The 24404-nt window shown below is 71.1% G+C and carries 18 protein-coding genes; 4 read left to right on the top strand and 14 right to left on the bottom strand.

Features of this window, described 5'->3' with window-relative positions:
* Positions 1-9: 9 nt before the first annotated feature.
* From F6J85_RS03155 to F6J85_RS18130, 13 genes are read right to left on the bottom strand one after another with little or no spacing between them, the layout of a single operon-like run.
* Positions 10-882 carry a DUF6492 family protein gene (locus F6J85_RS03155; protein WP_202980868.1) on the bottom strand — a complete coding sequence of 291 codons (873 nt, stop codon included), beginning with the start codon at positions 880-882 and terminating at the stop codon, positions 10-12.
* Positions 872-2332 carry an O-antigen ligase family protein gene (locus F6J85_RS03150; protein ID WP_150923793.1) on the bottom strand — a complete coding sequence of 487 codons (1461 nt, stop codon included), beginning with the start codon at positions 2330-2332 and terminating at the stop codon, positions 872-874. Before F6J85_RS03150 ends, F6J85_RS03155 begins: the two co-directional genes overlap by 11 nt.
* A gap of 14 nt (positions 2333-2346) precedes the next feature.
* On the bottom strand, positions 2347-3345 hold the full coding sequence (locus F6J85_RS03145; protein ID WP_150923792.1) for a YveK family protein: 999 nt from the start codon (positions 3343-3345) through the stop codon (positions 2347-2349).
* The gene (locus tag F6J85_RS03140; RefSeq protein WP_150923791.1) at positions 3342-4028 is read right to left on the bottom strand and encodes a hypothetical protein; all 687 of its coding nucleotides are present in this window, start codon (positions 4026-4028) and stop codon (positions 3342-3344) included. Before F6J85_RS03140 ends, F6J85_RS03145 begins: the two co-directional genes overlap by 4 nt.
* The gene (locus tag F6J85_RS03135; RefSeq protein WP_191906729.1) at positions 4025-5131 is read right to left on the bottom strand and encodes a glycosyltransferase family protein; all 1107 of its coding nucleotides are present in this window, start codon (positions 5129-5131) and stop codon (positions 4025-4027) included. The genes F6J85_RS03140 and F6J85_RS03135 overlap by 4 nt, the downstream gene beginning before the upstream one ends.
* Positions 5131-6366, bottom strand: a complete 1236-nt coding sequence (locus F6J85_RS03130) for a glycosyltransferase family 4 protein (protein WP_150923789.1) — start codon at positions 6364-6366, stop codon at positions 5131-5133. Before F6J85_RS03130 ends, F6J85_RS03135 begins: the two co-directional genes overlap by 1 nt.
* Entirely contained in the window at positions 6363-7829 is a 1467-nt protein-coding gene (locus F6J85_RS03125) for an oligosaccharide flippase family protein (protein WP_202980867.1), read from the bottom strand. Before F6J85_RS03125 ends, F6J85_RS03130 begins: the two co-directional genes overlap by 4 nt.
* Positions 7830-8960, bottom strand: coding sequence for a DegT/DnrJ/EryC1/StrS family aminotransferase (locus tag F6J85_RS03120; protein ID WP_150923788.1), 1131 nt, complete (start codon positions 8958-8960; stop codon positions 7830-7832).
* On the bottom strand, positions 8957-9586 hold the full coding sequence (locus F6J85_RS03115; RefSeq protein WP_150923787.1) for a NeuD/PglB/VioB family sugar acetyltransferase: 630 nt from the start codon (positions 9584-9586) through the stop codon (positions 8957-8959). The genes F6J85_RS03120 and F6J85_RS03115 overlap by 4 nt, the downstream gene beginning before the upstream one ends.
* Positions 9587-9588: 2 nt before the next feature.
* Positions 9589-10737, bottom strand: coding sequence for a DegT/DnrJ/EryC1/StrS family aminotransferase (locus F6J85_RS03110; protein ID WP_150923786.1), 1149 nt, complete (start codon positions 10735-10737; stop codon positions 9589-9591).
* Positions 10734-11729, bottom strand: a complete 996-nt coding sequence (locus F6J85_RS03105; protein WP_150923785.1) for an NAD-dependent epimerase/dehydratase family protein — start codon at positions 11727-11729, stop codon at positions 10734-10736. The genes F6J85_RS03110 and F6J85_RS03105 overlap by 4 nt, the downstream gene beginning before the upstream one ends.
* Positions 11730-11757: 28 nt before the next feature.
* Positions 11758-12810: a Gfo/Idh/MocA family protein gene (locus F6J85_RS03100; RefSeq protein ID WP_150923784.1), complete on the bottom strand. Its 1053-nt coding sequence runs from the start codon at positions 12808-12810 to the stop codon at positions 11758-11760.
* Positions 12811-12856: 46 nt separating this feature from the next.
* The gene (locus F6J85_RS18130) at positions 12857-18604 is read right to left on the bottom strand and encodes a DUF4082 domain-containing protein (protein WP_150923783.1); all 5748 of its coding nucleotides are present in this window, start codon (positions 18602-18604) and stop codon (positions 12857-12859) included.
* A gap of 276 nt (positions 18605-18880) precedes the next feature.
* Here F6J85_RS18130 and F6J85_RS03090 point away from each other — a divergent pair, with 276 nt between their 5' ends.
* A complete protein-coding gene (locus F6J85_RS03090; RefSeq protein WP_150923782.1) occupies positions 18881-19486 on the top strand; it encodes an acyltransferase in 606 nt (201 codons plus the stop codon).
* 85 nt (positions 19487-19571) lie between these two features.
* On the top strand, positions 19572-19886 hold the full coding sequence (locus tag F6J85_RS03085) for a hypothetical protein (RefSeq protein ID WP_150923781.1): 315 nt from the start codon (positions 19572-19574) through the stop codon (positions 19884-19886).
* A 15-nt stretch (positions 19887-19901) separates the two neighbouring features.
* Here F6J85_RS03085 and coaA read toward each other — a convergent pair whose 3' ends face one another.
* The gene (coaA, locus tag F6J85_RS03080) at positions 19902-20846 is read right to left on the bottom strand and encodes a type I pantothenate kinase (RefSeq protein WP_150923780.1); all 945 of its coding nucleotides are present in this window, start codon (positions 20844-20846) and stop codon (positions 19902-19904) included.
* A gap of 101 nt (positions 20847-20947) precedes the next feature.
* Here coaA and F6J85_RS03075 point away from each other — a divergent pair, with 101 nt between their 5' ends.
* Both F6J85_RS03075 and F6J85_RS03070 read left to right on the top strand, forming a co-directional pair.
* Complete coding sequence (locus F6J85_RS03075) at positions 20948-23521, top strand: DUF4062 domain-containing protein (protein ID WP_150923779.1); 2574 nt, start codon at positions 20948-20950, stop codon at positions 23519-23521.
* The gene (locus F6J85_RS03070; protein WP_191906727.1) at positions 23505-24368 is read left to right on the top strand and encodes a hypothetical protein; all 864 of its coding nucleotides are present in this window, start codon (positions 23505-23507) and stop codon (positions 24366-24368) included. Before F6J85_RS03075 ends, F6J85_RS03070 begins: the two co-directional genes overlap by 17 nt.
* Positions 24369-24404: the final 36 nt, after the last annotated feature.

Here is a 24404-nt window from a genome sequence, read left to right as displayed (position 1 = left end):
GAGGTGAGGTCAGCGGAACGCTCGGAGCGCGCGGCGTCGTTCGTCCAGGGCGGTGCCCGACTTGGCTGACACCATCACCGCGACGTCGGTGGGGGCCGCCCCGCGCAGGAACTCCTCGAGCTCTGCGCCACCCAGCGGTGACTCATCGGAGTGGTTCACGCAGTGCATGTCGTCCGTGTGGCCGGCGGCTCCCGCGATCTCGTCGATGAACACGCCGTACAGCACCATCTCGGAGAAGTGCAGTTGACGGGCGATCGCTGCCCACCACGGCCGCCCGGTGACGTGCTCGACCCGCGCGAACATCTCGCGCACGGATGCCGGGCGCCACAGGCACGGCCAGCAGATGTAGTCGGGGCGCGTGGCTTCCGAGGATGGGGGGATCCCCAGCATCCGGCGCGCGACCGAGTCCCACATCATGTGCCGCGGAAGGCGCCCGTCCACGGCGCCGGGAAGACGGTACAGCGGCACTCGACCCTCGGGCGCGTAGGTGGAGAGATCGAACGGCCGCGTGAACACGACATCCGAGTCGACCAGGAGCACCGCATCGGCATCGCTGGCCGCCGTGGCGGCGAGCTTCACGATCTGCTGTGCGATCCAGCCCCGCACGGGCGGCCACGGCTCGCGCACGTTGCCCCACATGTTCGCACCGGGGATCTTGATGAGCCCCCGCGGCAGCACGTCCCGCACCCGCTCGACGCGCACGGTGTCCGACACGAGGGACGAGAAGGCGTCGACGTCGCCGGAGGGAACGATCAGCCGATGCGTGACCGGCTGGCGCGCGAAGGCCCGGATGCTGTGGACCAGGTCATGGCACAGCTCCAGGTCGGGCCGGTAGCTGGGGGTGACGATCTCCATGGTGCGCACACCGCCGTCAACGCTCATCCTGGACCTTCCTGCCCTGGCCGGTGGTCCTGCCGGCGCCGCCGCCCGCCGCCGGCGCCCCACCTCGGGGATCCTTATCGAGCAGCCCCTGCAGACGCGTATCGGCGTCGAACAGGGCCTTGTCGGCCTCGCCGATCGTCCGGATCGCCGCGGTGAGCCCCATCACCAGGAAGAACAGCCCTGCCGAGATCGGGAAGCTCAGGCCGTCGAAGAAGAGGAACAGCGCCGCCAGGGTGGCCACGGATGCGGCGATCGACCGCGCGAGCGTGCGGGTCTCGCCGTAGGGCGAGCGCCGGCTGGCGCGGATCGCGCTCCACATCGCCGCCACGATCAGCGCGGTGAAGCACACCAGCCCGAGGATGCCCAGCTCGATGGCGATGAGCACCCACTGGTTGTCGAAGATGTAATAGCGGGGAAGGAAGGTCCCGAAGCCCTGACCGATGAGCGGTGACGCGCCGATGAACTCCGGCACCCGTGCCAGGGCGTTCGTGCGGGAAAGCGCACTCGGGTCGCCCGCTGCGTTCGTGAACAGCGACAGCACCGTCCCGAACAGACCGGGCACGGCCGCGATGACGATCATCGAACCGCACAGCCCGGCGACCCCGATGACCCAGCGGTATGCCTTGGGCAGCCCGGGCACCGAGGCGACGACGGCGACGACGAGCCCGATGAGGGCCGACCGTGAGACGGCGAGCATCGACACGAGCGCGATGAGAGCCACCGGCGTCCACCACAGCAGCGCCTGCCGGCGCGTGGCCGAGCGATATCCGCCCGCGATGGCGGTGGCGATCGCCAGCGGGAGGACGCCCACGATGGATGCGGTGAACTCGAGCGGATGCGTCGCGGTCCCCGAGGCGCGCGTGAAGTCGCCGCGGCTGTCGACCCCGCCGAGGTCGACGGAGACACCGGGGAAGCTGCGCACCCAGTCGAGCAGGCTCGAACCGGTGAACGACTGCGCCAGACCCAGGACCGATGCCAGGGCCGCGACGACCACGAGCCACCGCACCAGCCGTGTCGCTTCGTAGTACGTGCGCACCCCGTCCATCGCCACGAGCAGCACACCGCCCCACGACATGAGCCGAAGCAGGGCGGTGATCGCCGGGGAGACCTGATCGGCGGGCTGACCGCGCAGCATCGCGGCGGCGAACGCCACGAGTGCGACCACCACGAGTGCGGCGTACGCGAACCGGATGGGCTGCCAGACCGGGCGAGCATCGACGGTGCGCTGCTGCAGCCGCGACAGCACCCACCACACCAGAAGCAGGATGCCCCAGAGCAGCGCGGGGCGGCCGACCGAACCGAGCGGTCCGAGTGTCACGTTGGAGGGGACGGCGAACAGCAGCACGAGGTACACCGTGATCATGGTGGTCGCCGTGACGCCCCGGGGCGCGGTGAACCCGCGATGGCGCCACGCCTCGACCGGCGGTGCGATGGAGCGTTCGAGGGTCATCAGGCTGCTCGGGCTCACCCGCGGCGGGCGGCGACGGGCCGGGGCTTGTGCCGGTTCGCGGCCTTGGCGGGACGGCGCGGCGCGGCAGCGTCCTTGGCCGGCGCGGCGGGCGTCGGGGACGGAGCATCGACGTTCTCGTCCGCGTCGTCGTCCGGCTCGGACGGCGCGACGGACGCGGTCGGCGAAACGTCGCCGCCCTCGGCGCTGCGGTCCTCGACCGCGGACGCGGGCTCGGGCTTGGGCTCGGACAGGCTTCCCGCCGTGTTGACGTGGTCGCCGGCTGCGACCTGCGGCTCCGGCGAACCGTCTCGAGCTCCGACGGGCCCGGCGCCCGTCAACGCATCGTCTTCGTCGTGCACGAGTGCGTCGTCGTCGCCGTCCCGCGGGCCGCCGCGCCCGCCGCGTCCGTCTCGTCGCGAGCGGGTGACGAGTCCGTCCACCGCGCTGGCGATGAGGAGGACGAGGAGTATCCCACCGGCGGCGACCGCGGCGCTCAGCACGATACGGTCGCGCTGCTGCGGCTGGCTGACCTGGTCCACTGCGATCGGCGTCACCGTGATGGCGTCGTCCGCCGGCACGCCCTGCGCACCCTGGAGGTCGGCGAGGATGGTGGCGGTGCGCTGGACCATCTCGTCGATGATCTGTCCCGCGGCCGCGTCACTGGGTGCTGTGACCTTGATGAGGATGACCGGACCGGATGTCGTGGGGTCGCGCGTCACTTCGACCTCGGACCCGGGGTGTTCTTCCACGATGTCGCGGAGGGCGTCCTCCGCCCCGACGGCGCGCACGATCACGTCCGCGGCGGAGGGCAGACCGCCGAGGTAGAGGTAGGGGTTCGTCGCCTCCTCCGGCAGCGTGCCCATGCCCGGGAGCAGGATCTGCGTGGCCGTGCGCTCGTACGCCGGCTCGGTCACCGACCACGTGTACACCCCGGCGACGGCGGCCAGGAGGATGCCCGGTAGCACGATGTACCAGCGTCTGATCAGACCACGGAACGTTTCTGCAAGATTCATGCGGTTACCCCTTTGGACAAGATGAGTGCGGCGTGCCGGTGCGTTCTGCGCCGGGCGAGCAGGTCGAAGGTGACGGCCCCCCACCCTCCGGCCAGGAGTGCCGCGACGGACATCGTCGCGAAGGCCGCCAGCTGGGCGGTCCGCGACGGAGCAATGAAATCGATGCGCATGGTGAGAGGTTCGACGTGGGCGGCGATGCGCTCGTCTGCCGCAGCCGTCGCCGCGCCCAGCTGCGCGTCGACGACCTGGCCGATCTGCGTCAGGACGCGACTCTGCTGCTCGAAGACCCAGGCCTCGGTGCGGCCGACGATCTGGATGTCGATGATCGCGGACCCATAGTTCGGCGCCCATTGGCTGCCGTCGTCGCGGAGACTGACGAGCACGCCCTCACGGACGCCGGCGCCGTAGAACGGCGCGTCGCCACTGGAGTACCGCGGCGTCGGGCGCCCTCGGTTGATCTCGGTCGCCACGGCACCGGCGAAAGCGATGACGCTGGCGTCCTTGGACCCGTTGTCGGCCTCGAGGGTGCTCGCTGCGGGCAGGGTGAAGGTCACCACCGTCTTGGTGGAGTACACCCCGCCGTCCTGGATGAACAGGACCGTCAGGAGCGCTGCGGCCGCCGCTGTCGCGACGAGCACGTACCATCGTCGGGCCAGCGCGGCGATGAGGTCCCGGAACGTCATCGTGCACCCCCTACCCGAACAGTAGCGCGTGCCTCCGCGCGATCCACGAGATCGAGGAAATCCTCGGCCCGGCGCTGCCACGTGTGCGATGCGACGAACGCGCGCCGGGCCGCGTCGCCGGCCTCGTCCGCCCCACGCCCGACGAATCCCCGAACCGCGCCGAGGAACTCGTCGGGCGTCTGGGTCACCGCGACATGAGGGGTGTCGAGCCAGCGGGAGGCGGGCAGGTCGCTGGAGACCACGGGCACTCCGGCGGCGAGATACTCGAACGTCTTCAGCGGCGAGCTCGCGCGGTTGAAGTCGGTGTCGGCGTACGGCGTGAGTCCCACCGAGATCTCGGCGAGGTGGCCCGCCACCGCCGCCGCCGGAACCCGGCCGCGCCAGTCGACGAGCGGATGCGCCAGGAACCCGTCGAGTCGCTCGCCGAAGGAGGGGTCGTGGTCGGCCCGCGGCCCGACCACGCGCACGCGGATCCCGGCCCCCGGCAGCGCTTCCAGCAGGTCGAGGTCGAGACGTTCGTTGAGCTGACCCACGATCCCGGCGATCGGCTGCCGCGTACCCTGCACCGTCGCATCCATCGCCGCCGTGCCGTTCGGCAGCACCACGTCAGCGGCGGCGAGCGCGAGCGCGGGGCTGACGACGGCGACGATGTCGGCCTCCCGGCGATTGCGGCGCAAGCCGCGCATGATGGCGCCGCGGGGCAGCTGCATCAGCGGAGCACCGGCGACCCAGTCGTCGGTCACGTAGAGCACGCGCGCGACGCCGCCGGCGCCGCGGAAGCGCGCCAGCGGGTTGGCCACCACGACGGCCGACGCCCCGCTGCGGCGCACGGCGCGAGCCAGCGCCATGCCCCGCAGCGCGTCGGTGGCGAGCCTCATCGGCCACCGCGTGAGCGCCGGAGGCGCCGTGACTCCCAGTCGGAGGACGCCGGGCACCTCGGTCTCGACGCCGTCCGCGGGCGCGGCGGGCCGCCCGAGCGGCTGCGGCGGGTCGATCCACCACACGGCACGAAGGCGCGCGATCTCCTCGACGATGCGTCGGTCGGTTCCGGCCGTCTCGTTCCACGCGACGCCCGCCGACCAGACGAGCGGGGTGCGTCGCATCATCGGGTTCCCCGCCCGGCGACGGGTTTGGCGTTGAAATCGTCCATCGACTCGCGGCCCAGCGCACGGCGCACCCGCTTCGCCCCGTAATAGCGGGCGTAGCGCGCATAGGCCGCGGCCTCGGACGCACGCGCGTACGACGCGGGCGACGAGGCGGCCTCGGCATAGATGCCTGCCTGCACCTCGGCCGCTCGCGTCAAGGAGAACCGCTCGCGGACCACGGTGAGCCCGAACGCGCCCAGTTCTGCTCGACGCGCCGCATCGGTGAGGAGCGGAGACAGTGCGGCGTCGAAGGCAGCGGCGCCGACGTGCGTCCCCTCCCCCACCCCGTACCATCCGGTCCAGAGGAACTGGTCGAGCGACGAGGGTTCGCACGTGCGCCAGAACCCCTGCTCGCCCTGCACGATGAGCGGCGCCCCGAACGCGAGGGCACGCAACGCCGACCCGCCCATGCCGAGGGCGATGTCGGCGGCGGCGTAGGCCGGGCGCGGGTCGTCGAGCTGCCCCGTGAGGACGACGGCACGCCGGCCTGCGACGGCGTTCGCCGCCGCGGCGGCGCGTGCGACGTCGTCGCGGGCCGGACCGTCACCGACGAGTACGAGCTGCACGGGCGTGCTGCGCGCCAGCCGGCCGATCACCTCGATGGCGGTGAGGGTGCCTTCGAGCTTCAGCTCCCGCGCGAACCGCGCGACCGAGACCACCGTGAGCGCGTGCAGGTCGAGCTGATGCGCCGCCCGGAACGCGGAAGCGTCGCCGGAGGTCGGGTGATTGTGGGCGAGGTCGACAGGAGGCTCGATGACGGACACTCGAGCGCGACCGCTCCGGCGCTCGGCGTCGGCGATCTGCTCGGTGCCGACCACCAGGTCGATCGACCGCGGGATGAAGGGTGGCACCGACATCGACATGACGGTCGACACGATGGCGGTATGGCGGCCACCCGGGAACGCGAGCACCGCGTCGAGGGTGGGCGGCCACTCGTACCCGTGCACCAGGTCGACGGCGCGCTCCTGGACGAGCGCCCGCAGGGCGCGTGCCGTGGACGGAGAGGGACGCTTGCCGGGCGGCGGCGCCTCGACGAACTCGAGACCCAGTTCCTCCACGCGCTCAACGAGCGCCCCTCGCCGGCCGAAGACCAGGACGTCGTGACCGAGATCGCGTACCGCGCCGGCGAGTTCGACGGCGTTCAGCTGGCTGCCACCCATCCCCAGCTCGTGGGGGTAGACGACGATCCTCATGACGCCTCCTCCGCCGCGACCACGTCGGGTCGGAGGACGCGCATGCTCTCACGGGACAACGCGAGGGTGCCCGCGATCACCGCGAGCGCGAACGTCCCTGCGGCCAGTGCGGCCAGGAGGTCGAGCTCGATCAGGTGTGCGGCCAGAAGCGCACCGACACCGGCCACGACACCGCCGAGGACCGGAACGATCGACGTGCGGACCAGTGCCCCGACGTGGACGCCCGCGCGCGACAGCGCCCAGGCGTAGCATCCGACGAGCACGACGGCTGCGACGGCGAGCTGCGCAATGGCGACTCCCTGCATCCCACCCAGGTTGGCGCCGACCAGGAGCGCCGGAATGAGCGCGAGCACCCAGATGATCTGGATGACCATCAGGGTGCTCGAGCGGCGCCGCACCGCGAGGAAGTCGTACGCGAGCTCGAACGCGATCCGCAGCACCGCGTGCAGGGCGAGCCACTGCAGCGCGAGGGCCGCCGGCGCCCACACCTCCCCGTAGACGAAGGTCACGATCGGCAACGCGGCGCCCGCCACGAACGCGCACACCGGGAGGGCGACCACGAGCAGGAGCCGGAAGGCGGCACGGAAACCCGCGTCCATCCGCTCCGGATCGTTCTGGATGCGCGCGAACGCGGCCGGCGCGACGGCGCGCACGGGCTGCGACAGCATGCTCACCGGCCACGACGCCAGGTTGAACGCGAGGAGATAGAACCCGAGCGCCTGAGCCCCGAGAACCGCACCCACGACCAGCTGGTCGGAGTAGCCCACCGCGAAGACGACGATGCTCGCGCCGGCCAGCGGCAGACCGAATCGGAGCAGTGCGCCGGCGTAGGTGCGATCCCAGCCGAAGCGCAGCGGGAGCGGTGAGAACACCAGCAGCATGATGGAGAACACCACCGTGGCCACGACGCGTCCGATGGCGAGGCTCATCGCCCCGAACCCGGTCAGCGCGAGCGCGACCGAGATTCCCGCGCCGAGCCAGATGTTCACCTGGTCGGCGGCGGTGCGGCGCCCCTGCTGGTACTCGCGCTGGAGCAGCGCCGCTGCCGTGGCGACCAGTCCGTTCAGGGGCACGCACACGAGCATGAGCCGTACGACGTCGGTGGCCTGCGGGTCGCCCATGGCGGCGGTGAAAGCCGGCGTCGCGGCGTAGGCGACCCCGAAGAAGATGAGGCTCGCGGCGACCGAGATGGTCGTGACCGTGGGGGCGATCGTCCGAGGATCCTCTTCCCAGCGCACGATGGCCAGGCTGACGCCGAGCTCGTTGACGCTCAGGACCGCCATGAGCGCGACGAGCGCGACGGCGTACGTCCCGAACTCCTCCGGACCGAGCACGCGCGCGATCAGGATCGAGATGAGGAGGGTGCCGAACTTTCCGAAGGCCGTGTTCGCGAAGCTCCACACGAGGGCGCGCCGCGCACCGGGCGGTGTGACGATCGAAGGCCGCCGCGTCGCGGTGCTCACTCAGGCCACCGGAACGAGGGCGCGACTCATCGCTGTGGACAACGCCGCGGCGACCCGCTCCTGCTGCTCCTCGAGCAGGTGCGGGAACATCGGCAGCGAGAGGATGCGGTCCGCCGCGGCCTCGGCCACGGGGAACTGTCCGCGCTGGTACCCCAGGTGGGCGTACGCCTCGGTGAGGTGCACGGGCGTCGGATAGTGGATGCCGGCGCCGATGCCGTCGGCGGTCAGCTCTGCGAGCACGCGGTCGCGCTCCTCCACCCGGATGACGTAGAGGTGCCACACGTCGGAGTTCCCCGGTCGCACCGACGGGAGCCGGACGCCCTCGATCCCGCTGAGGATCTGCCCGTACCAGGCCGCTGCCTCCTGGCGCGAGGAGTTCCACGCATCCAGGCGGCGGAGCTTCGCCCGCAGCACGGTGGCCTGCACCGCGTCGAGACGGGCGTTGAACCCCACCCGGTGGTGCACGTACTTCGTGGCGCTGCCGTGGGCCGCCATGTCCCGGACGGTCCGCGCGAGTTCGGGGTCGTCCGTCATGACGGCACCGCCGTCGCCGGCCGCGCCCAGGTTCTTGCCCGGATAGAAACTCGTTGCCGCGACCCGGCCGAGCGAACCGGCACGGCCCGCGGCCGAAGCGGCACCCTGCGACTGCGCGGCGTCTTCGATGATCGGGATGCCGTAGCGCTCGGCGATCGGAGCGAGCAGCTCGACCGGGGCGGTCTGACCGAACAGGTGCACCGGCACGATGGCGCGTGTGCGCTCGGTGACGGCCGCCGCGACGGCATCGGGGTCGATGAGGAGGTACTCGTCCTCGACGTCGACGAACACCGGGACGGCGCCGATACGTGAGGCGGCCTCAGCGGTGGCGATGAACGTGTTGGCCGGCATGATGACCTCGTCACCGGGGCCGACGCCGACGGCGCGGTACGCCAGTTCGAGGGCGTCGGTGCCGTTGGAGACCCCGACCACGCAGTTCACGCCGAGGTAGGCGGCGTACTCCTGCTCGAAGCCGGCGATCTCGGGGCCGCCCATGAATGCGGCGGAGCGGAACTGCTCGCGCCACTTCGGCAGCACCTCGTCGATGATCTCCGCCTGCTGCGCGGACAGATCCAGGAATGGCACGTTCTCGGTCATTTCGTTACCCCCAGTCGTCGGGCCGGGACACCGGCCCAGATTTCACCGGCGGGGACATCGGAGAGCACTGCTGCTCCCATCCCCACCGTCGCGGCGGCACCGATCGACAACCCCTGCCGCACCGCCGCATTCATTCCGATGTACGCGGCTTCCCCGATCCGCACACCGCCCGCCAACGCGACCCCGGAGGTCAGTGTGGTGAAGTCTTCCAAGACGGCATCGTGGGTGATGACGCAATTCGGCATGACCACCACATGGCGGCCCAGCCGCGCGTCTGCCGTCACCACGACACCGTCGAGCAGGATGCTGCCCGACCCGACGTCGCTCGTGGTCCCCATCCGCGCCGACCGCGCGACATACGTCGCGTAGCGCTCGGCCGCGACACCCAACCGGCCGAGCCGGCGCACCACCTCACGGCGGGTGCCGCTGGGTCCGATGCACACGAGGAGCTGCTCGTTCCCGGCCGCGGCGTCCGCGACCGGGCCGACCACGGGCACGCCGGCGATCTCGGTGCCGTGCAGCGACACATCGTCATCCAGGATGCCGGCCACGCCGGTCATCCCCGCCGCCAGTACCTCGCGTGCGAGGCCGCTCGCCCCCACGAGCAGCACTCCCTCTCCCGCCACGGTCACCCTCCGGGATTGCGCAGCACCGCGATCACGCGGTCCTGATCGGCGGTGGTGAGCGTGTGGAACAGCGGAAGGATGAGCGTCCGGTCGGTGAGCCGCTCGGTGACGGGGAGCGTCCCCTCCGACGCAAGGTGCCGGTACGGCGCATGCCGGTGCGCGGCCATGATGCCTCGCCGCGCCGAGATGCCGGCGTCGGCGAGCGCGACGAGAAGCTGCTCGCGGTCGAGCGGATAGGACGCGTCCACCTCGACCCACAGGGACTGGAAGTTGCTGGTTCCCCATTCCGGGTCGTCCACGAGACGCAGGCCACGGATGTCTTCGATCTCGCGCCGGTAGCGCGCGGCGTTGACCCGGCGGCGTCCGACGACCTCGGGCAGCTTCGACAGCTGCACGATGCCGACGGCGGCCTGCAGGTCGGTCATGCGGAAGTTGTACCCGATCTCGGCGTACTCTTCCGGCGGCGACACCAGGCTGGCGTGCCGATCGGCGGCGGAGATGCTCATCGCGTGCTCGCGGAGCGCACGGGCCCGTGCCGCCCACTTCGGATTGCTCGTGGTGAGCATGCCGCCCTCGCCGGTGGTGAGGATCTTGCGCGGGTGGAAGGACCACGCGGCCAGTTCCGCGCCGGCTCCCACCGGGCGCCCCTTGTAGGTGGAGCCGGCTCCGCACGCCGCATCCTCGATCACCACGATGCCGAGGGGCTCGCACACTGCGCGCACCGCGTCGAGGTCGACGGGGATTCCGCCCTGGTCGACCACGATGACGGCCCGCGTCTCGGGCGTCAGCGCCGCGCTCACCGTTTCGGCCGTGACGTTGCCCGTCTGCGCATCGACGTCGGCGAACACGGGACGCGCACCCACATAGGTGGGTGCGTTCGATGTGGCGATGAAGGAGAAGGAGGGGACGACCACGTCGTCTCCCGGTCCGATGCCGGCCACGACGAGGGCGAGGTGCAGGGCCGTGGTGCAGTTCGACACCGCCACGGCCTCCGTTGTCTGCATGGCCTGCGCGAAGGCCGACTCGAACTCGGCGACCTTGGGGCCCTGTGCGACCCATCCGGACTCGATCACCGCGGTCACCGCGGCGACTTCGTCGGCGCCCAGCCACGGGGTCATCACGTTGATGCGCGACTGCTGAAGGACGCTCATGCCGCCACCACCGTCCGGCCGAGGCCGATCTCGTCGCGCAGCGGACGCCACCAGTCGACCAGCATCCGAAGGCCCTCTTCCAGCTCGATCCGCGACTCGAAGCCCAGATCGCGGCGGGCGGCCTCGGTGTCGGCGAGGCGGCGGACCACGCCGTTCACGGCGCGCTCCGGACCATGCTCGACATCGAGGTCGGAGTCCATCGCCCGCAGGAGCGCCTCGGCGAGGCCGAGCAGGCTCGTCTCGGTACCGCTGGCGATGTTGTAGACGCCCTCGACGATGTCGCTCTCGGCAGCGAGGAGGTTCGCCCGCGCGATGTCGGGCACGCAGACGAAGTCCATCGTCTGCTGGCCGTCGCCGAAGATGAGCGGCGGCTGGCCGTCGGCGATCCGCTCCATCCACCGCACGAGCACCTCGGTGTACAGGCCGTGCACATCCATGCGGGGTCCGTACACGTTGAAGTAGCGCAGGACGACGTAGTCGAGCCCCTGCATGGCGCGGAAGCTGCGGATCAGTCCCTCGTTGAACGACTTGGCTGCACCGTAGAGCGTGTCGTTGTTGTGGTGGTGGTGGCGCTCACCCGTCGGGAACTCCTCCGCCATGCCGTAGACGGACGCGCTGGATGCGGCCACCAGCTTGCCGACGCGATGACGAGCGGCGGATTCGACAACGTTGAACGTACCGTCCACGAGCACCTCGAGCGCGAGGCGCGGCTCCTCCGCGCACTGCGTGATGCGGATGGCGGCCTGATGGAACACGATGTCCTTGCCCGCGACGAGCTCGTCGACGAGGCCCGCGTCACGGATGTCGCCGTCGATGAGTTCGACGCGGCCGGTTGCCAGCGCCTCGTCGAGGTTGGCACGGCGACCGCGCACGAGGTTGTCGAGCACCTGGACGCGTCCCGCCCCGGCCGCGACCAGCTGGTCGACGAGCGTCGACCCGATCGTCCCTGCGCCGCCCGTGACCAGCACGTCGGCATTGTGGATGTTCACCATTCGAATCTCTCCCCTGTGAAGTCGTGAACTACGCGGCAACGCGCGTGGTGGTCTGCTGCGGTGCGCCGAAGCCGTTCAGGCTCTCGTTCGCCGCCTCGAGTACCGACAGCACCCGCAGGCCGGCTTCCCCGTCCGTGCGCGCCGGTCGGCCTTCGCGGATGGCGGCGGCGAACTCGGTCGCGACGCCGGCGAGCGCTTCGCCCTCGGCCAGGGCCGGAGCCCAGGTGTCACCCAGGCGGTACGAGATGTGCGCGGAGCGCGCATCGGTGGTGGTGGCCTTGGACACCTCGGCGATATCGACGCCCCGGTCGTAGACGCTCACCCGCTGCTGCGGGTTGAGGTCGTCCCACACCAGCGTGCGCTTGGTGCCGCCGATGACCATCTGCCGGATCTTCGTGGGGCTGAGCCAGTTGACGTGCACGTGCGCCATGGCGCCGCCGGCCAGCGGCATGGCGAGGTAGCCCACGCATGCCTTGCCGGTCTGAAGCGGGTCGGCGCCGTGCGCGGAAACGCTCGTGACATCGAGTCCGCCGGGCAGGACGAAGTCCATGATGGAGAGGTCGTGCGGCGCCAGGTCCCAGAACACGTCGACGTCGGGCTGGATGAGACCGAGGTTGATGCGGACGCTGTCGACGAACAGGATGTCTCCGAGGAACCCCTCGGAGATGAGCTCGCGGATCTTCAGCACCGCCGGCGTGTAGCAGTAGGTGTGGTCGGCCATCAGCACCAGACCCCGCTCGGCGGCGCGGCTCACCATTTCCCTGCCCGCCGCACGGCTGTCGGCCAGCGGCTTCTCGACGATGACGTGCTTGCCTGCATCCAGCGCGGCCATCACGATGCGGTGATGCGTGCCGGCCGGCGTCGCGATCGCGATCGCGTCGATGAGCGGGTCGCTCAGCACGTCGGCGAGGCTCGTCATGATCGGCGCGCCGCCGACGCTTTCCGCCACCCGGCGAGCGCGATCGATGTCGAGGTCGCAGATCGCGGCCAGGTTCCAGTCGTTGCTGTTGCGGAAGTTCCGCGCCAGGTTCGGTCCCCAATATCCAGCGCCGATGACGGCGATGTTCTTACGGTCGGTCACGGATTCCCCAATCCACGTTGTGATTCCCCAGATGAACGACGGGCCGTCAGCCGGCGCCGTCGAACGTGATGTCGACCCAGTAGTTGTGGATCGTGAGTTCGGCCGGATACCCCCGGCCGTAGGTGAAGGCGCTCCCGTGGCCCGGGATCGTGAACGGTCCGACGCGCGTCTCGAACGCCAGCGTGCCCAGGTCGACGGCGTATCGGCCGGTCGTGCTGTAGAGGCCCACGCGGTACTCCGTGTCCGCCAGGAGCGGGACCGGTGCAGCGAACTGGGCGGTCTGCCATCCGTCCGCCGTCTCGTCGACGAACTCGACCTCGGCGATGCGCTCGCCGGCGGCGTTCCACAGGTACCCCGTGTGCTGCCCGGTGTTCGCCTCGCCCTTGTAGAACCGCACACCGGTGGCGTTCCCCGCCGTGTCGACGGTGAAGCGGGTCGCCACCTGGACGGCATCGGAGTCGGCCCACCAGGGATGCTGCGGCGTTCCGTCACCGAAGATCGTCTGCACATCCGCCACCACCGGCTCCGCCGCGGTGCTGAAGGTCCACGTCGCACCGCTGATATCGCCCTCGGACGAGGAGACGGTGACGGTGTAGGCAGTGGACCACGCCAGCGGCTCCGACGGCGTGAAGACGAGCTCACCCGTGGCCGCGTCGTACGCGGTCTCCCCGGCGATCGCGGCACCCAGCGGCCCCTGCAGCGCAACCGTGGCGGATGCGGGGGCAGGGTTCAGGGTGGCCGACACCGTCGTGGTCGGCGAGACGTCGAGGGCTGCCGCCACCGGTGCCGACCCGCTCACCGCGGCGACCGGACCGCCGGGCTGCGTCGGCGTAGGAGTCGGCGTCGGCGTCGGCGTCGGAGTCGGAGTCGGCGTCGGCGTAGGCGTCGGAGTCGGAGTCGGCGTCGGCGTCGGCGTCGGGGTCGGAGTCGGCGTCGGCGTCGGCGTCGGAGACGGTTCCGGCGTCGGAGTCGGAGTCGGAGTCGGAGACGGTTCCGGCGTCGGAGTCGGTTCCGGCGTAGGAGTCGGAGACGGCGTAGGAGTCGGAGACGGTTCCGGCGTCGGAGTCGGAGTCGGAGTCGGAGTCGGCGTCGGCGTCGGCGTCGGCGTCCCGGTGCCCCCGAAGACGATCTCCGCATCCACGAAGTAGCCCGACGCACCCCACGATCCCGTCGGCATCCCGCCTGTGGGTCCGTAGAGGAAGCGTCCGTTGCTGCCACCGGGCGCCGTGATGTAGCCGCTGGTCACGGACGACCGGAAGTACTGCGGCGTGATGGCGAAGTGACCGTTCGGCGCAAAGTACGACGCGATGTACGTCTTCCCGGGTGTGACCGGCACCGGCTCGGCCAGGGCGGCGCGCTGCCACCCCGCCGCACTCTCGTCGGTGAAGGTCAGGGAGGTCAGCCGCTCCCCCGTGGCCGCATCCCACAGCGACGCCACGTGTTCCCCCGTGTTACCGGGACCCTTGAAGAACCGAAGGGCCGACACGTGGCCGGCACGCGACACCGTGAACGCCGTGCCGATTTCGACCGGGTCGGTGTCGGTGGTCGCCGCGACCTCAGGAGTCTCATTTCCGAACAGCGTGTCGGTCGCCCCCGGAAGCGCGGGCGCCGCGGTGGTGAAGGTCCACTGGTCGAGCACCTCACCGCCGATGCGGACGACGGCCGTATAGGTCGTCGCGGGCACCAGGGCCGATGAGGGCGCGAAGCCGATCGTGCGGGAGGCGCTGTCGTACGTCGAGGTGCCGGGCACCGGCTCCGAGCCGGCCATCAGCGCCAGCGTGGGCGACGGCGCCGCGACCGACAGGACAGCCTTCACGGCCGCATCCGTATCGACGCCGTCACCGACGGGTGTCCTGCTCGTGACGACCGGCACGGGCTCTTCTCCGCCGCCGGGGCGGAACTCCACGTCCACGGAGTAGTTGGACGACCGCCAGCTGGACTCGGGCATGACACCACCGGGGCCGTACTGGAACGTGCCGTTGCGCGGCGACACCGCGGTGAGCGGACCGCTGGAGACCGGCGACGTGAAGAAATCGGGGGCGTGGATGTAGCGACCCTGCGGTGAGAGATAGGAGACCGTGTACGTCTGGCCGGGCACGAGCGACACCGGGGCCGTGAGTTCGGCGCGCTGCCATCCCGAGGGGGATTCGTGGGCGAACGTCACGGTCGCCAGCGCATTTCCGTTCGGTCCCCACAGCGTTCCGGTGTGGGCAGCGGTGTCGCCTGGGGCCTTGAAGAAGCGCAGCGCCGTGATCCGCCCCGGAACCGACGTCGTGAACGCCATGCCCAACTCGACGGATGTTCCGTCGTTGGCGGCCTGGCCGGCCACCGAGGCGGAGCCGAAGAAGCTCACCGAGCTCGGTGATGCGTCGGCCAGGACCCGGAAGGACCACATGCGGTCGACACCGGTCTGCCCGCCCGCGGTGATCCCGGAGATCCGGGTGGCCACGTCGGCACCGGCCGGCAATGCCTCCGTCGGGTCGAACGTCACCGTGCGGCCATCGGTGGAGAGCGTTGCGACCCCCGCCACAGGGGCTCCGTCCGCGGTGACCGTCACCGCCGGCACGGTCGTCAGCTCCGTGTCGAACGTCGCGGTGATGTCGGTGCCGGCGGCCACGTCCGTCGCGCCGGCGAGCGGCGTCGTCGTCTCCAGCGCCGGGCCGGTGGCCGCGCGCTCGAAGATGACGTCCACGAAGTAGCTCGACGAGGAGGTCCGGGCGGGGAACCCGCCCTGGTAGGTGAAGGCGCCGCCCTGGGCGGAGACGGTCAGGGGTCCACGGCTGAAGCCATCGGCGTATGCGCCCGGGCTCACCGCGTAGCGGCCGGACGGCGCGATGTACGAAACCGTGTACTCCATCCCCGGGACCACGGCGATCGGGCGATCGAACACCGCGGTCTGCCACCCCGAGGTGGTTTCATCGGCGAACGTCACGCGCCCGAGTTCGAAGCCGTCGGCATCCCACAGCATCCCCGTGTGCGTGCCGAGGTTCGCCGTGCCCTTGAAGAACCGCATCCCGGTGACGACGCCCGACTCGGCGACCGTGAAGCGCGTGCCGACGGTGACGCTGGACGTGTCGGCATCGGAGGAGATCAGCGGCCGGTCGAGGTCGGTGTAGAGCGAGCAGGGGCACTGCCCCTCCGACGCGATGGCCTGCGCGGTGCGGAAGGTCCACGGCTCGCCCGGCTCGAACGCCGTTCCGTCCGACGGCGTGGCAGCGATCGTCACCGTGTAGTCGGTCAGTTCGGCGAGCGGCTCCGCCGGAGTGAAGCGCACGACGCGCGTGGCGGCGTCGTACGACATGGTCCCGGCGACCGGGCCGCCGTCGACGCTGGTCAGAGACAGCGCGACCGAGGACGCCTCGACGTCGCGCGTGAACACGGCCGTCACGGCGGTGTCGGGTGGCACCGAGCCACTGCCCGCGGCGGGAGTGCGCGCGGCCAGTCGTACGGGCGACGTCGTGGTCGGCTCGAACACGGCGTCGACGAAGTAGTTGGAGTCGCCGGAGGTGCGCCAGGGGTATTCACCGGCCGCCGCGTGGAGACCGGGGCTGGCGCCGCCCACACCGGGTTCCACCGCGAGGGGGCTGCTCGCGGTGTTCTGGTAGGGCCAGTAGTTGTCGACGTAGGCGTAACCGCCCTGCGGGGCCGTGTACGACACGACATACGGCGTCCCCGCGGTCACGGCGACAGGAGCATCGAACAGAGCGGTCTGCCAGCCGGTCGGCGACTCGCCCCGGAAGACCACGCTCGCGATGCGCTCCTGGTCAGCCGACCACAGCGTGCCCGTGTGCGTGCCCGCGTTTCCGGCCCCCTTGTAGAAGCGCACACCCGTGACGAAGCCGTCCGCCTCCGGGGTGATGCGCAATCCGAGCTCGAGCGCGTCCGGGTCGCTCGATGACTCCAGAGCCGGGATCTCCGCACCGAAGACCGTGTACGGCCCGGTCACGGTCAAGTCGATCGCCGTGCCCGTCTGCGAGAAGTTCGCGCTGTCGTCGATGGCGCGGGCGACGATCTTCGCCTCCGCGTAGCCCTGCTGCACGTAGGTGTAGCTCCACTGCGTGGTGCCCGTGGCTGGATGCCAGGACTCGCCGCCGTCGGTCGACACCTCGACACCGGCCACGCGTCCGCCGGAATCGTTGGCGGTGCCGGTGACGGTGACGGTGGATCCGTGCGTCACCGTCTGCCCCGCGATCGGCGAGGTGATCGTCGTCGCCGGCGCGATGGTGTCGACACTCGCGGTTGCGCTCACGAGCCCCGTCATGAGCGATCCGGGCTGGGCGCCCATGTCGGCGAGGAGATTCACCTGCGCCTGCTGCATCCGCTGGTCGGTGTCCACGCGTGTGCCGTCGTGCGTGGAGTCGAGACCCCAACCCCATTGCACGCTGCCGGCGGAGAACACGAGGGCACCGCTGGCCGCCCGGTACAGGGTGAGGTGGTGCGTGGTCGTGCCGGCGCCAACAGTGTTGCCGTAGTCGCGGAGGTACTCGCGCGTCTCACCGACCGTGGTCGACAGCCGGATGAGCCCTTCCGGGCGGAAGCCGTTGTCGATGTCCTCGTTCGACTCGTATCCGACGGTCTGGTCGGCCAGTTCGACACTCGTCCCCGGCGCCAGATTGGCCAGGTCGGTGTTCCGCCACAGTCGCGCCTTGCCCTCGTCGGAATTCACCGTGACGGGCAGGTACACGCTGTTGACCATGTACATGGTGCCGATGAGCTCGTTCTCGGGCAGGTGCCCGCCCTGTGCGGCGTCGGCGTAGCGCGGGTCGCGCCAGGTACCCGTCCACTCCGGGCTGGAGGTGTCGATCTTGTCCCAGCCCCACGTCTCCTTGTACGACACGAGCGTGCGGTAGTCGCCCTGCTCCCCGACCGTCGACGGCTCGTAGCGGGTGCGCCAGTAGCCCTCGTTGCCGGCGAGGAACTGCAGGTTCACGCCGGCGTCGCGCGCAGCTTCCATGTTGGCGCGCTGCGCGCCGGACCAGTACTCGTCGTGACCGACGGAGAGGAAGACCTTGTGGTTGAGAAGCTCCTCACCGCGGCGGTCGGTGTCGACGCCCGCGATGTAGCTCATGTCGTAGCCGTTGCGCTCCAGAAAGCGGACGGTGGCGTATTCGGAGCTGAAGTAGAAGTCGCGCTTCTCGACGCCGCCGCGCGTGGCGAAGGGACGGTTGTAGCTGATCTTGTGCGCGCGGCCCTTCGCCGCCCCCTGGTAGAAATTCGAGCCACCGTACGAGTTGTACGCGTGCCATGTCGGGTCGGAGGTCTGGAACAGCACGTCCGAGGTGTTGCCGTCGCGCCGGACGATGAATGTGATGTGGCTCGCACCGCCGGTGTCACCACGCTCGAGGCGAGCGACATAGACGCCGGAGACAGCATCGGCGGGGACATCCCACGAGGCCGACACGTCCCACGTGCCGCAGTCGTAGAGCTCCGTCGAGATGTCGGAGAGACATTCGTCCTGCACCTGCGGCAGCGGAGCCGATGGCTCGACGCTGTCGATGAGGCGCGCTCCCAGACCCTGGTACCAGCCGGTGCGGTAGATGTCGATGGCGTAGTCCGCGGCATCCGTGTCGATCTTGAAGTCGATCCGCGAACCCGCGTTGACGCTGATGTCGGTGGCGAAGCCCTGGATGGTCGGGTCGCCGGCACCCTGGATGTCCCACACGTCGGGATCGGTGCCGAGCTCGCGGTTCTCGCACTCGATCGGGTTGACGCCGTGGCCGCAGGGGCTCGGCGCGGTGGCCCGCGCCGCCGGAGCCGGCGCGACGAGAAGCGTCGTGACGAGAGCGCCCAGCACGGCGAGCGCGATGATGCGTGCGCGAGTCGATCGTTTCCGATCGACGGCGAGCGTCGAGTACCCCAATTTTTCCCCAGACCACCCGCCGCACTCCCAAGCGCTGCGGGCTTTCCGCCCCCGGCGGACCCCAGTCCACCCGAAGGCGGATATCCATGACAGCCTACGTCCGCGCCGTGACCGGTGCAGAGTCGCCTGTATCCCCGCCGCGAGTATAGCGTTTAGAGCGGGCCGTGCACGAGCATTTTCACGGATCCGCCTGCGCGCAGAGGAGTGTCCATGGTTTCGCACACCGATCAGCCGTTCATCGCGGCCACCGCCGACGTCGCCGAGGGGGCTCAGGTGGGCGAGCGCACCAAGGTGTGGCACCTCGCCCAGGTGCGCGAGGGCGCCGTGCTCGGGGCCGACTGCATCGTGGGCCGCGGCGCCTACGTGGGACCGGGCGTGGAGATCGGCGAGGGCAGCAAGCTGCAGAACTACGCGCTCGTGTACGAGCCTGCACGTCTGGCACGGGGGGTCTTCATCGGGCCGGCCGCGGTGCTGACCAACGACGAGTACCCGCGCGCGATCACGCCCGAGGGGCAGCTGAAGTCGGCGGACGACTGGGATGCTGTCGGCGTCGAGATCGGCGAGGGGGCCTCGATCGGCGCCCGCGCGGTGTGCATCGCGCCGGTGCGCGTAGGGGCGTGGGCGCTCGTGGCGGCCGGCGCGGTCGTGACCAAGGACGTGCCCGACTTCGCCCTCGTGGTCGGCGTGCCCGCCCGCCGCATCGGCTGGGTCGGCCGCGCGGGCCGGCCGCTGTCCCAGGATGGCGAGGACTGGGTGTGCCCCGCCACCGGCGAGCGCTACCGGGAGTCCTCGGGCACGCTGCATCCCCTCGCCTGACCCGGCGGCGCTGTCGGGCGCAACCCCCGGTCGGGGAAATCGGGGCGCGAATACGCTCGGGGCCACTCGAGAAGAGGAGCTCTGGATGTCTGCTGCCCGATTCCTGCGCCAGGTCGCCGCCGGCGCGCTCACCGTCAATGCGGTGCCGCACGCGGTGAGCGCTCTGCGCGGTCAGCCGTTCCCGACGCCGTTCGCCGATCCGCCCGGCCGAGGGCTGTCCTCCCCCGCCGCGAACATCGTGTGGGCGGCGATGAACCTCGCCGGTGCCGCGCTGCTGCGCCGGCGCCCCACGGCCACCTCGGCGCGGGTGGCGTTCGGGCTCGGCGGGCTGGGGATGGCGTTCGCCGTCGCGCAGTACTTCGCCTCGGTGCCGGCCGTCCACGGCAAGCGCGGCCGCTGAACCGCGGCCGCGGGCCTAGAGCTTGCGGAGCCGGACGCGCTCGACGGTGTGGTCGGCGGCCTTCTGCAGCACGAGGGTCGCCCGATGCCGGGTGGGCAGCACGTTCTCCAGCAGGTTCGGCAGGTTGATGTCGCGCCAGTAGCCGAGGGCGCGCTCGACCGCCTCGTCGTCGCTGATGTCGGCGAACACGCGGAAATACGAGTTCGGGTTGCTGAAGGCGCCCTTGCGCATGGCCAGGAATCGCTCGACGTACCACTGCTCGACGTGGGCGGCATCGGCGTCGACGTAGATGGAGAAGTCGAACAGGTCGCTCACGGCGACGTCGTTGGGCGCGGGCGGGGGCTGCAGCACGTTGAGGCCCTCGACGATCACGACATCGGGCCGGCGGACGGTGACGTGCGCGTCGGGCATGATGTCGTACCGCATGTGCGAATAGAACGGTGCGCGAGCCTCGGCGGCGCCGCTCTTGACCTCGCGCAGGAACTCGACCAGCGCACGCCTGTCGTACGACTCGGGGAAGCCCTTGCGGTCCATGAGGCCGCGGCGCTCGAGTTCGGCGTTGGGGTAGAGGAACCCGTCGGTGGTGACGAGTTCCACGCGCGGGGTGTCGGCCCAGCGGCTCATGAGCTCGCGCAGCAGCCGCGCGATGGTCGACTTGCCCACCGCCACCGACCCGGCCACGCCGATGACGAACGGGGTCGTGACGTCCTGCTCACCGAGGAAGGATGCGGTGTCCGCTCCGAGCCGCTTGGTCGCCTTCGCATACAGGCTCAGCAGCCGGCTGAGGGGTAGATAGACCTCGTGCACCTCGCGGACGTCGAGCCGATCCCCGAGGCCCCGCAGCTGCACGACTTCGGTCTCGGTGAGCGGCTGCAGCATCCCCGCGGCCAGTCGCGCCCAGTCGGATCGGTCGATCTCGCGGTACGGGCTCAGCGACGGCGCGGCGGTCTCGGCGGGCACGCGCCCATGCTACCCCGGGCTCCGCACTCGCCGCCTGCCCGCAGCGCCGCGGCCCGCGCTACCCTGGAATCGCGAACACCCGAGCCCGGAAGTTGGCCCTCATGGCGCCCGATCCGATCAGGACACCCGACCAGCGACTCCGCGTCTTCGTCAGCTCGACCCTCGGAGAACTCCAGCCCGAACGAGCCGCCGCGCGCGAGGCCGTGGAAGGGCTGCGCCTGGCCCCCGTCATGTTCGAACTCGGCGCCCGTCCGCATCCGCCGCGGTCGCTGTACCGGTCCTACCTCGACCAGAGCGACATCTTCCTCGGCATCTACTGGCAGAGCTACGGCTGGATCGGGCCAGGGGAGGAGATCTCCGGCCTCGAAGACGAGTACCGCCTCTCCGGCGACATGCCGTCACTCATCTACATCAAGGCGCCGGCCCCGCAGCGCGAGGAGCGCCTCTCGGCGCTGCTGGCCCGCATCCGCGACGACGACCGCGTGTCGTACAAGTCCTTCCACGATCCGGCGGAGCTGCGCGAACTCGTCACCAACGACCTGTCGACCCTGCTCGCCGACCGCTTCGACGCGGCGGCCCGCGCCTCGGTCGTCCCCGCCCCGCCGCCACCGCCGGCCGTCGCGGGCACCGGCATCCCGAGCAGTTTCAATCCGATCATCGGCCGCGCCCACGACCGCGACGAGATCCTGCGGATGCTGCGCTCCCCCGCCGCGCGCGTCGTCACGCTCGTGGGCCCCGGCGGCATCGGCAAGTCGCGGCTGGCGATCGAGGTGGCCTCGGCCATCGCCGCGGACGGCGGCGAAGTGGCCTTCGCCCTGCTGGAATCCGTCGGCTCGCCCGAGGAGGTCCTCCCCGCCGTCGCGCGGGCGGTGGGGGTGCGCGACGGCGGCGACCGGCCGCTGGAAGCCGCGCTGATCGCCGCGCTGGACGGACGCGACTACACGCTCGTGCTCGACAACATGGAGCACGTCCTGGATGCCGCCGACTCCCTCGTCCGGCTGCTCACGGCCCTCCCCCGGCTCACGGTCCTGGTGACGAGCCGGTCGCCGTTGCGCCTGCGCGCCGAGCGGGTCTACGCCCTGGCACCGCTCCGCGCCCCGGGCGAGGACGATGGCCTCGCCGCGATCGAGGCGAGCGCCTCCGTCGCGCTGTTCGTCGAGCGGGCCTCCGCGGTGCTGCCCGGGTTCCGCCTCACCGCGGCCGACGCGCCGACGATCGCCGCGATCTGCCGCGCTCTGGATGGACTGCCGCTGGCCATCGAACTGGCCGCGGCACGGATGCGGTCGCACACTCCCCAGGAGATCCTCGAGCGACTGGGGTCGGCGCTGTCGCTGCTGGTCGACGGCGCCCGCGACCTGCCCACGCGCCAGCGCACCATCCGCAGCACCATCGAGTGGAGCGTGCGTCTGCTCGACGACGACGCGCAGGCCGCCCTGGCCGCGCTCGCGGTGTTCGCGGGGCCCTTCACGCGCGCCGCGGCCGAGTCGGTGCTCGAGGGCCTCCCCACGGTGGATGCGGAACCCGTACTGGACGCGCTCGTTGACGCGAGCCTCCTCCAGCAGCAGGAACGGCGAGGCGTGCGGGTGTTCGCGATGCTGACGCTCGTGCGCGCCTACGCGAGCGAGATGGCGTACCCCGACACCGTGCGGGAGCGCTGGATCCGGCATTACGCGTCGCTGGCGGAGACCGCGGCACATGACATGAACGGCTCGACCCAGCCCGCGTGGCTCCTGCGGCTGGACGCCGAGACGGAGAACCTGTCGGCGGTGCTGCGCGCACTCATCGACGCCTCACGCTTCGACGAGGCGGCGCGGATGGCGTGGGCGCTGTACCTCTACGCGTGGCTGAGCGGGATGCTGGGCGCCCAGCAGGCGCGCATGGCGGAGGTGCTGAGCCGCGCGGAGGCGGAGGGCGTCGCTCTCAGCCCATGGACGGAGGCGGTGGCGAACTATTACGCGCACGCCATCACGTTCTGGCAGCATCCCGATGTCGACGTGATCCCCGGCCTCACGCGCGCCGCGGATCTGTTCGAAGAGGCCGGCGATGCACGCGGCGCGGCTCTGGCGCGACTGTCGCTCGGACTGGCTCTCCTGGCCCGTCGCGAGGGACCCGATGTCGCCGGTGCGCAGGCGGTGCTCACGCACGCGATCGACGGGTTCGCCGCGGCCGCGGATCAGTGGGGCGAGGCGATGGCCCTCGTGCCCATGGGCCGGCTGGATCTGCTGCTGGGCGACACCACCACCGCGCTCGACCGCTTCGAGCGCAGTCTCGCGCTGGCCTCGGCCAACAGCGAGCGCCTGGGCATCGTCATCGCGCAGCACCACCGGGGCTGGGCGCGCCTGGCCCTCGGCGACGTCGACGGCGCCGAGGCCGACTTCACCGAGAGCCTGAACGCATCCCTGGCGCTCGGTCACGACGAGGGCATCGCCTACGGCCTGGAGGGCCGCGCCGCCGTGGCCGCCGTGAAGGGCGACGTCGAAGACGCCGGCCTCATGCTGGGCGCCGCAGCCGCCGCCCGCCGGCGGACGGGCACCACCGACGCCGGCCAGCTCGACCTGTACGCCCCCGCCTTCGAGACCCTCGCCGACGACGGAGCCGGCCCCCTGCTCGATGCCGCCGTCGCGCGCGGCGGCACTCTGTCACCACGGGAGGTTCTGGATGCGGTCGCCCACTGACACCGCCGATCATCGAACCGGCGCACCCACGCGCGACGACGTCGTGCTGCGCGCGACCCGCGTGGTCGCCGTCGTGATCCTGCCGTTCCTGGTGGTCGCGGCGTTCCTGCTGTACGTCGTCCCCGACCGCACCGGCGAGCTGTTCGCGTGGGCGATCGACCCGCCGCTGTCGGCCTATCTCCTCGCGTCGGCGTACGTGGGTGGCATCTGGTTCTTCGTGCGCGTCGCCGTGGAACGCAGGTGGCACCGCGTGCAGCACGGATTCCCCGCCGTCGCGGTGTTCGCCGGGGCGCTCCTGGTGGCCACGCTGCTGCACCTCGACCGGTTCTCGCCGAACCTGTCGTTCGCCGTGTGGATGACGCTGTACGCCACCACCCCCTTCGCCGTCGTCGTCCTCGCGATCATCCAGCGCCGCCACGCGCAGCGCGGTCCCGACCCCGTCGACGTGGAGGTTCCGCGGTTCGCCGCGCTGGGCCTGGCCGCCATCGGCGCGGCGGCGTTCGCCTTCGGCGCCGTGGTCTTCGCCGTCCCCGGATTCGCCGCATCCTTCTGGGCGTGGGAGCTGACGCCACTTACCGGCCGAGTCACCGGCGCGGTGCTGAGCCTGACCGGAGTCGTCAACGTCGCGCTGCTGTGGGACCGGCGCTGGAGCGCGTTCCGCATCCTGTTCCAGGCGCAGCTGCTGAGCCTGGCCGCGATCTGCCTGTCGCTGCTGCTGCGCTCCACCGACCTGCAATGGGAGCGCCCGATGACGGCGGTGTTCCTGGGGCTCGTGGCCGGCGCGGTCGTCGCCTACGGCGGCTTCACCGCCTGGTGCGAGCGCGAAGCCCGCCGCATCCGCCCCTGACCCCCGCGCGCGCCCGCGCCTGCTCCCCACTCCCCA

It is taken from the genome of Microbacterium lushaniae (assembly GCF_008727775.1).
Classification (GTDB): domain Bacteria; phylum Actinomycetota; class Actinomycetes; order Actinomycetales; family Microbacteriaceae; genus Microbacterium; species Microbacterium lushaniae.
Note: the sequence above shows the minus strand (reverse complement) of the source record. Positions and strands in the feature narration are given on the sequence as shown.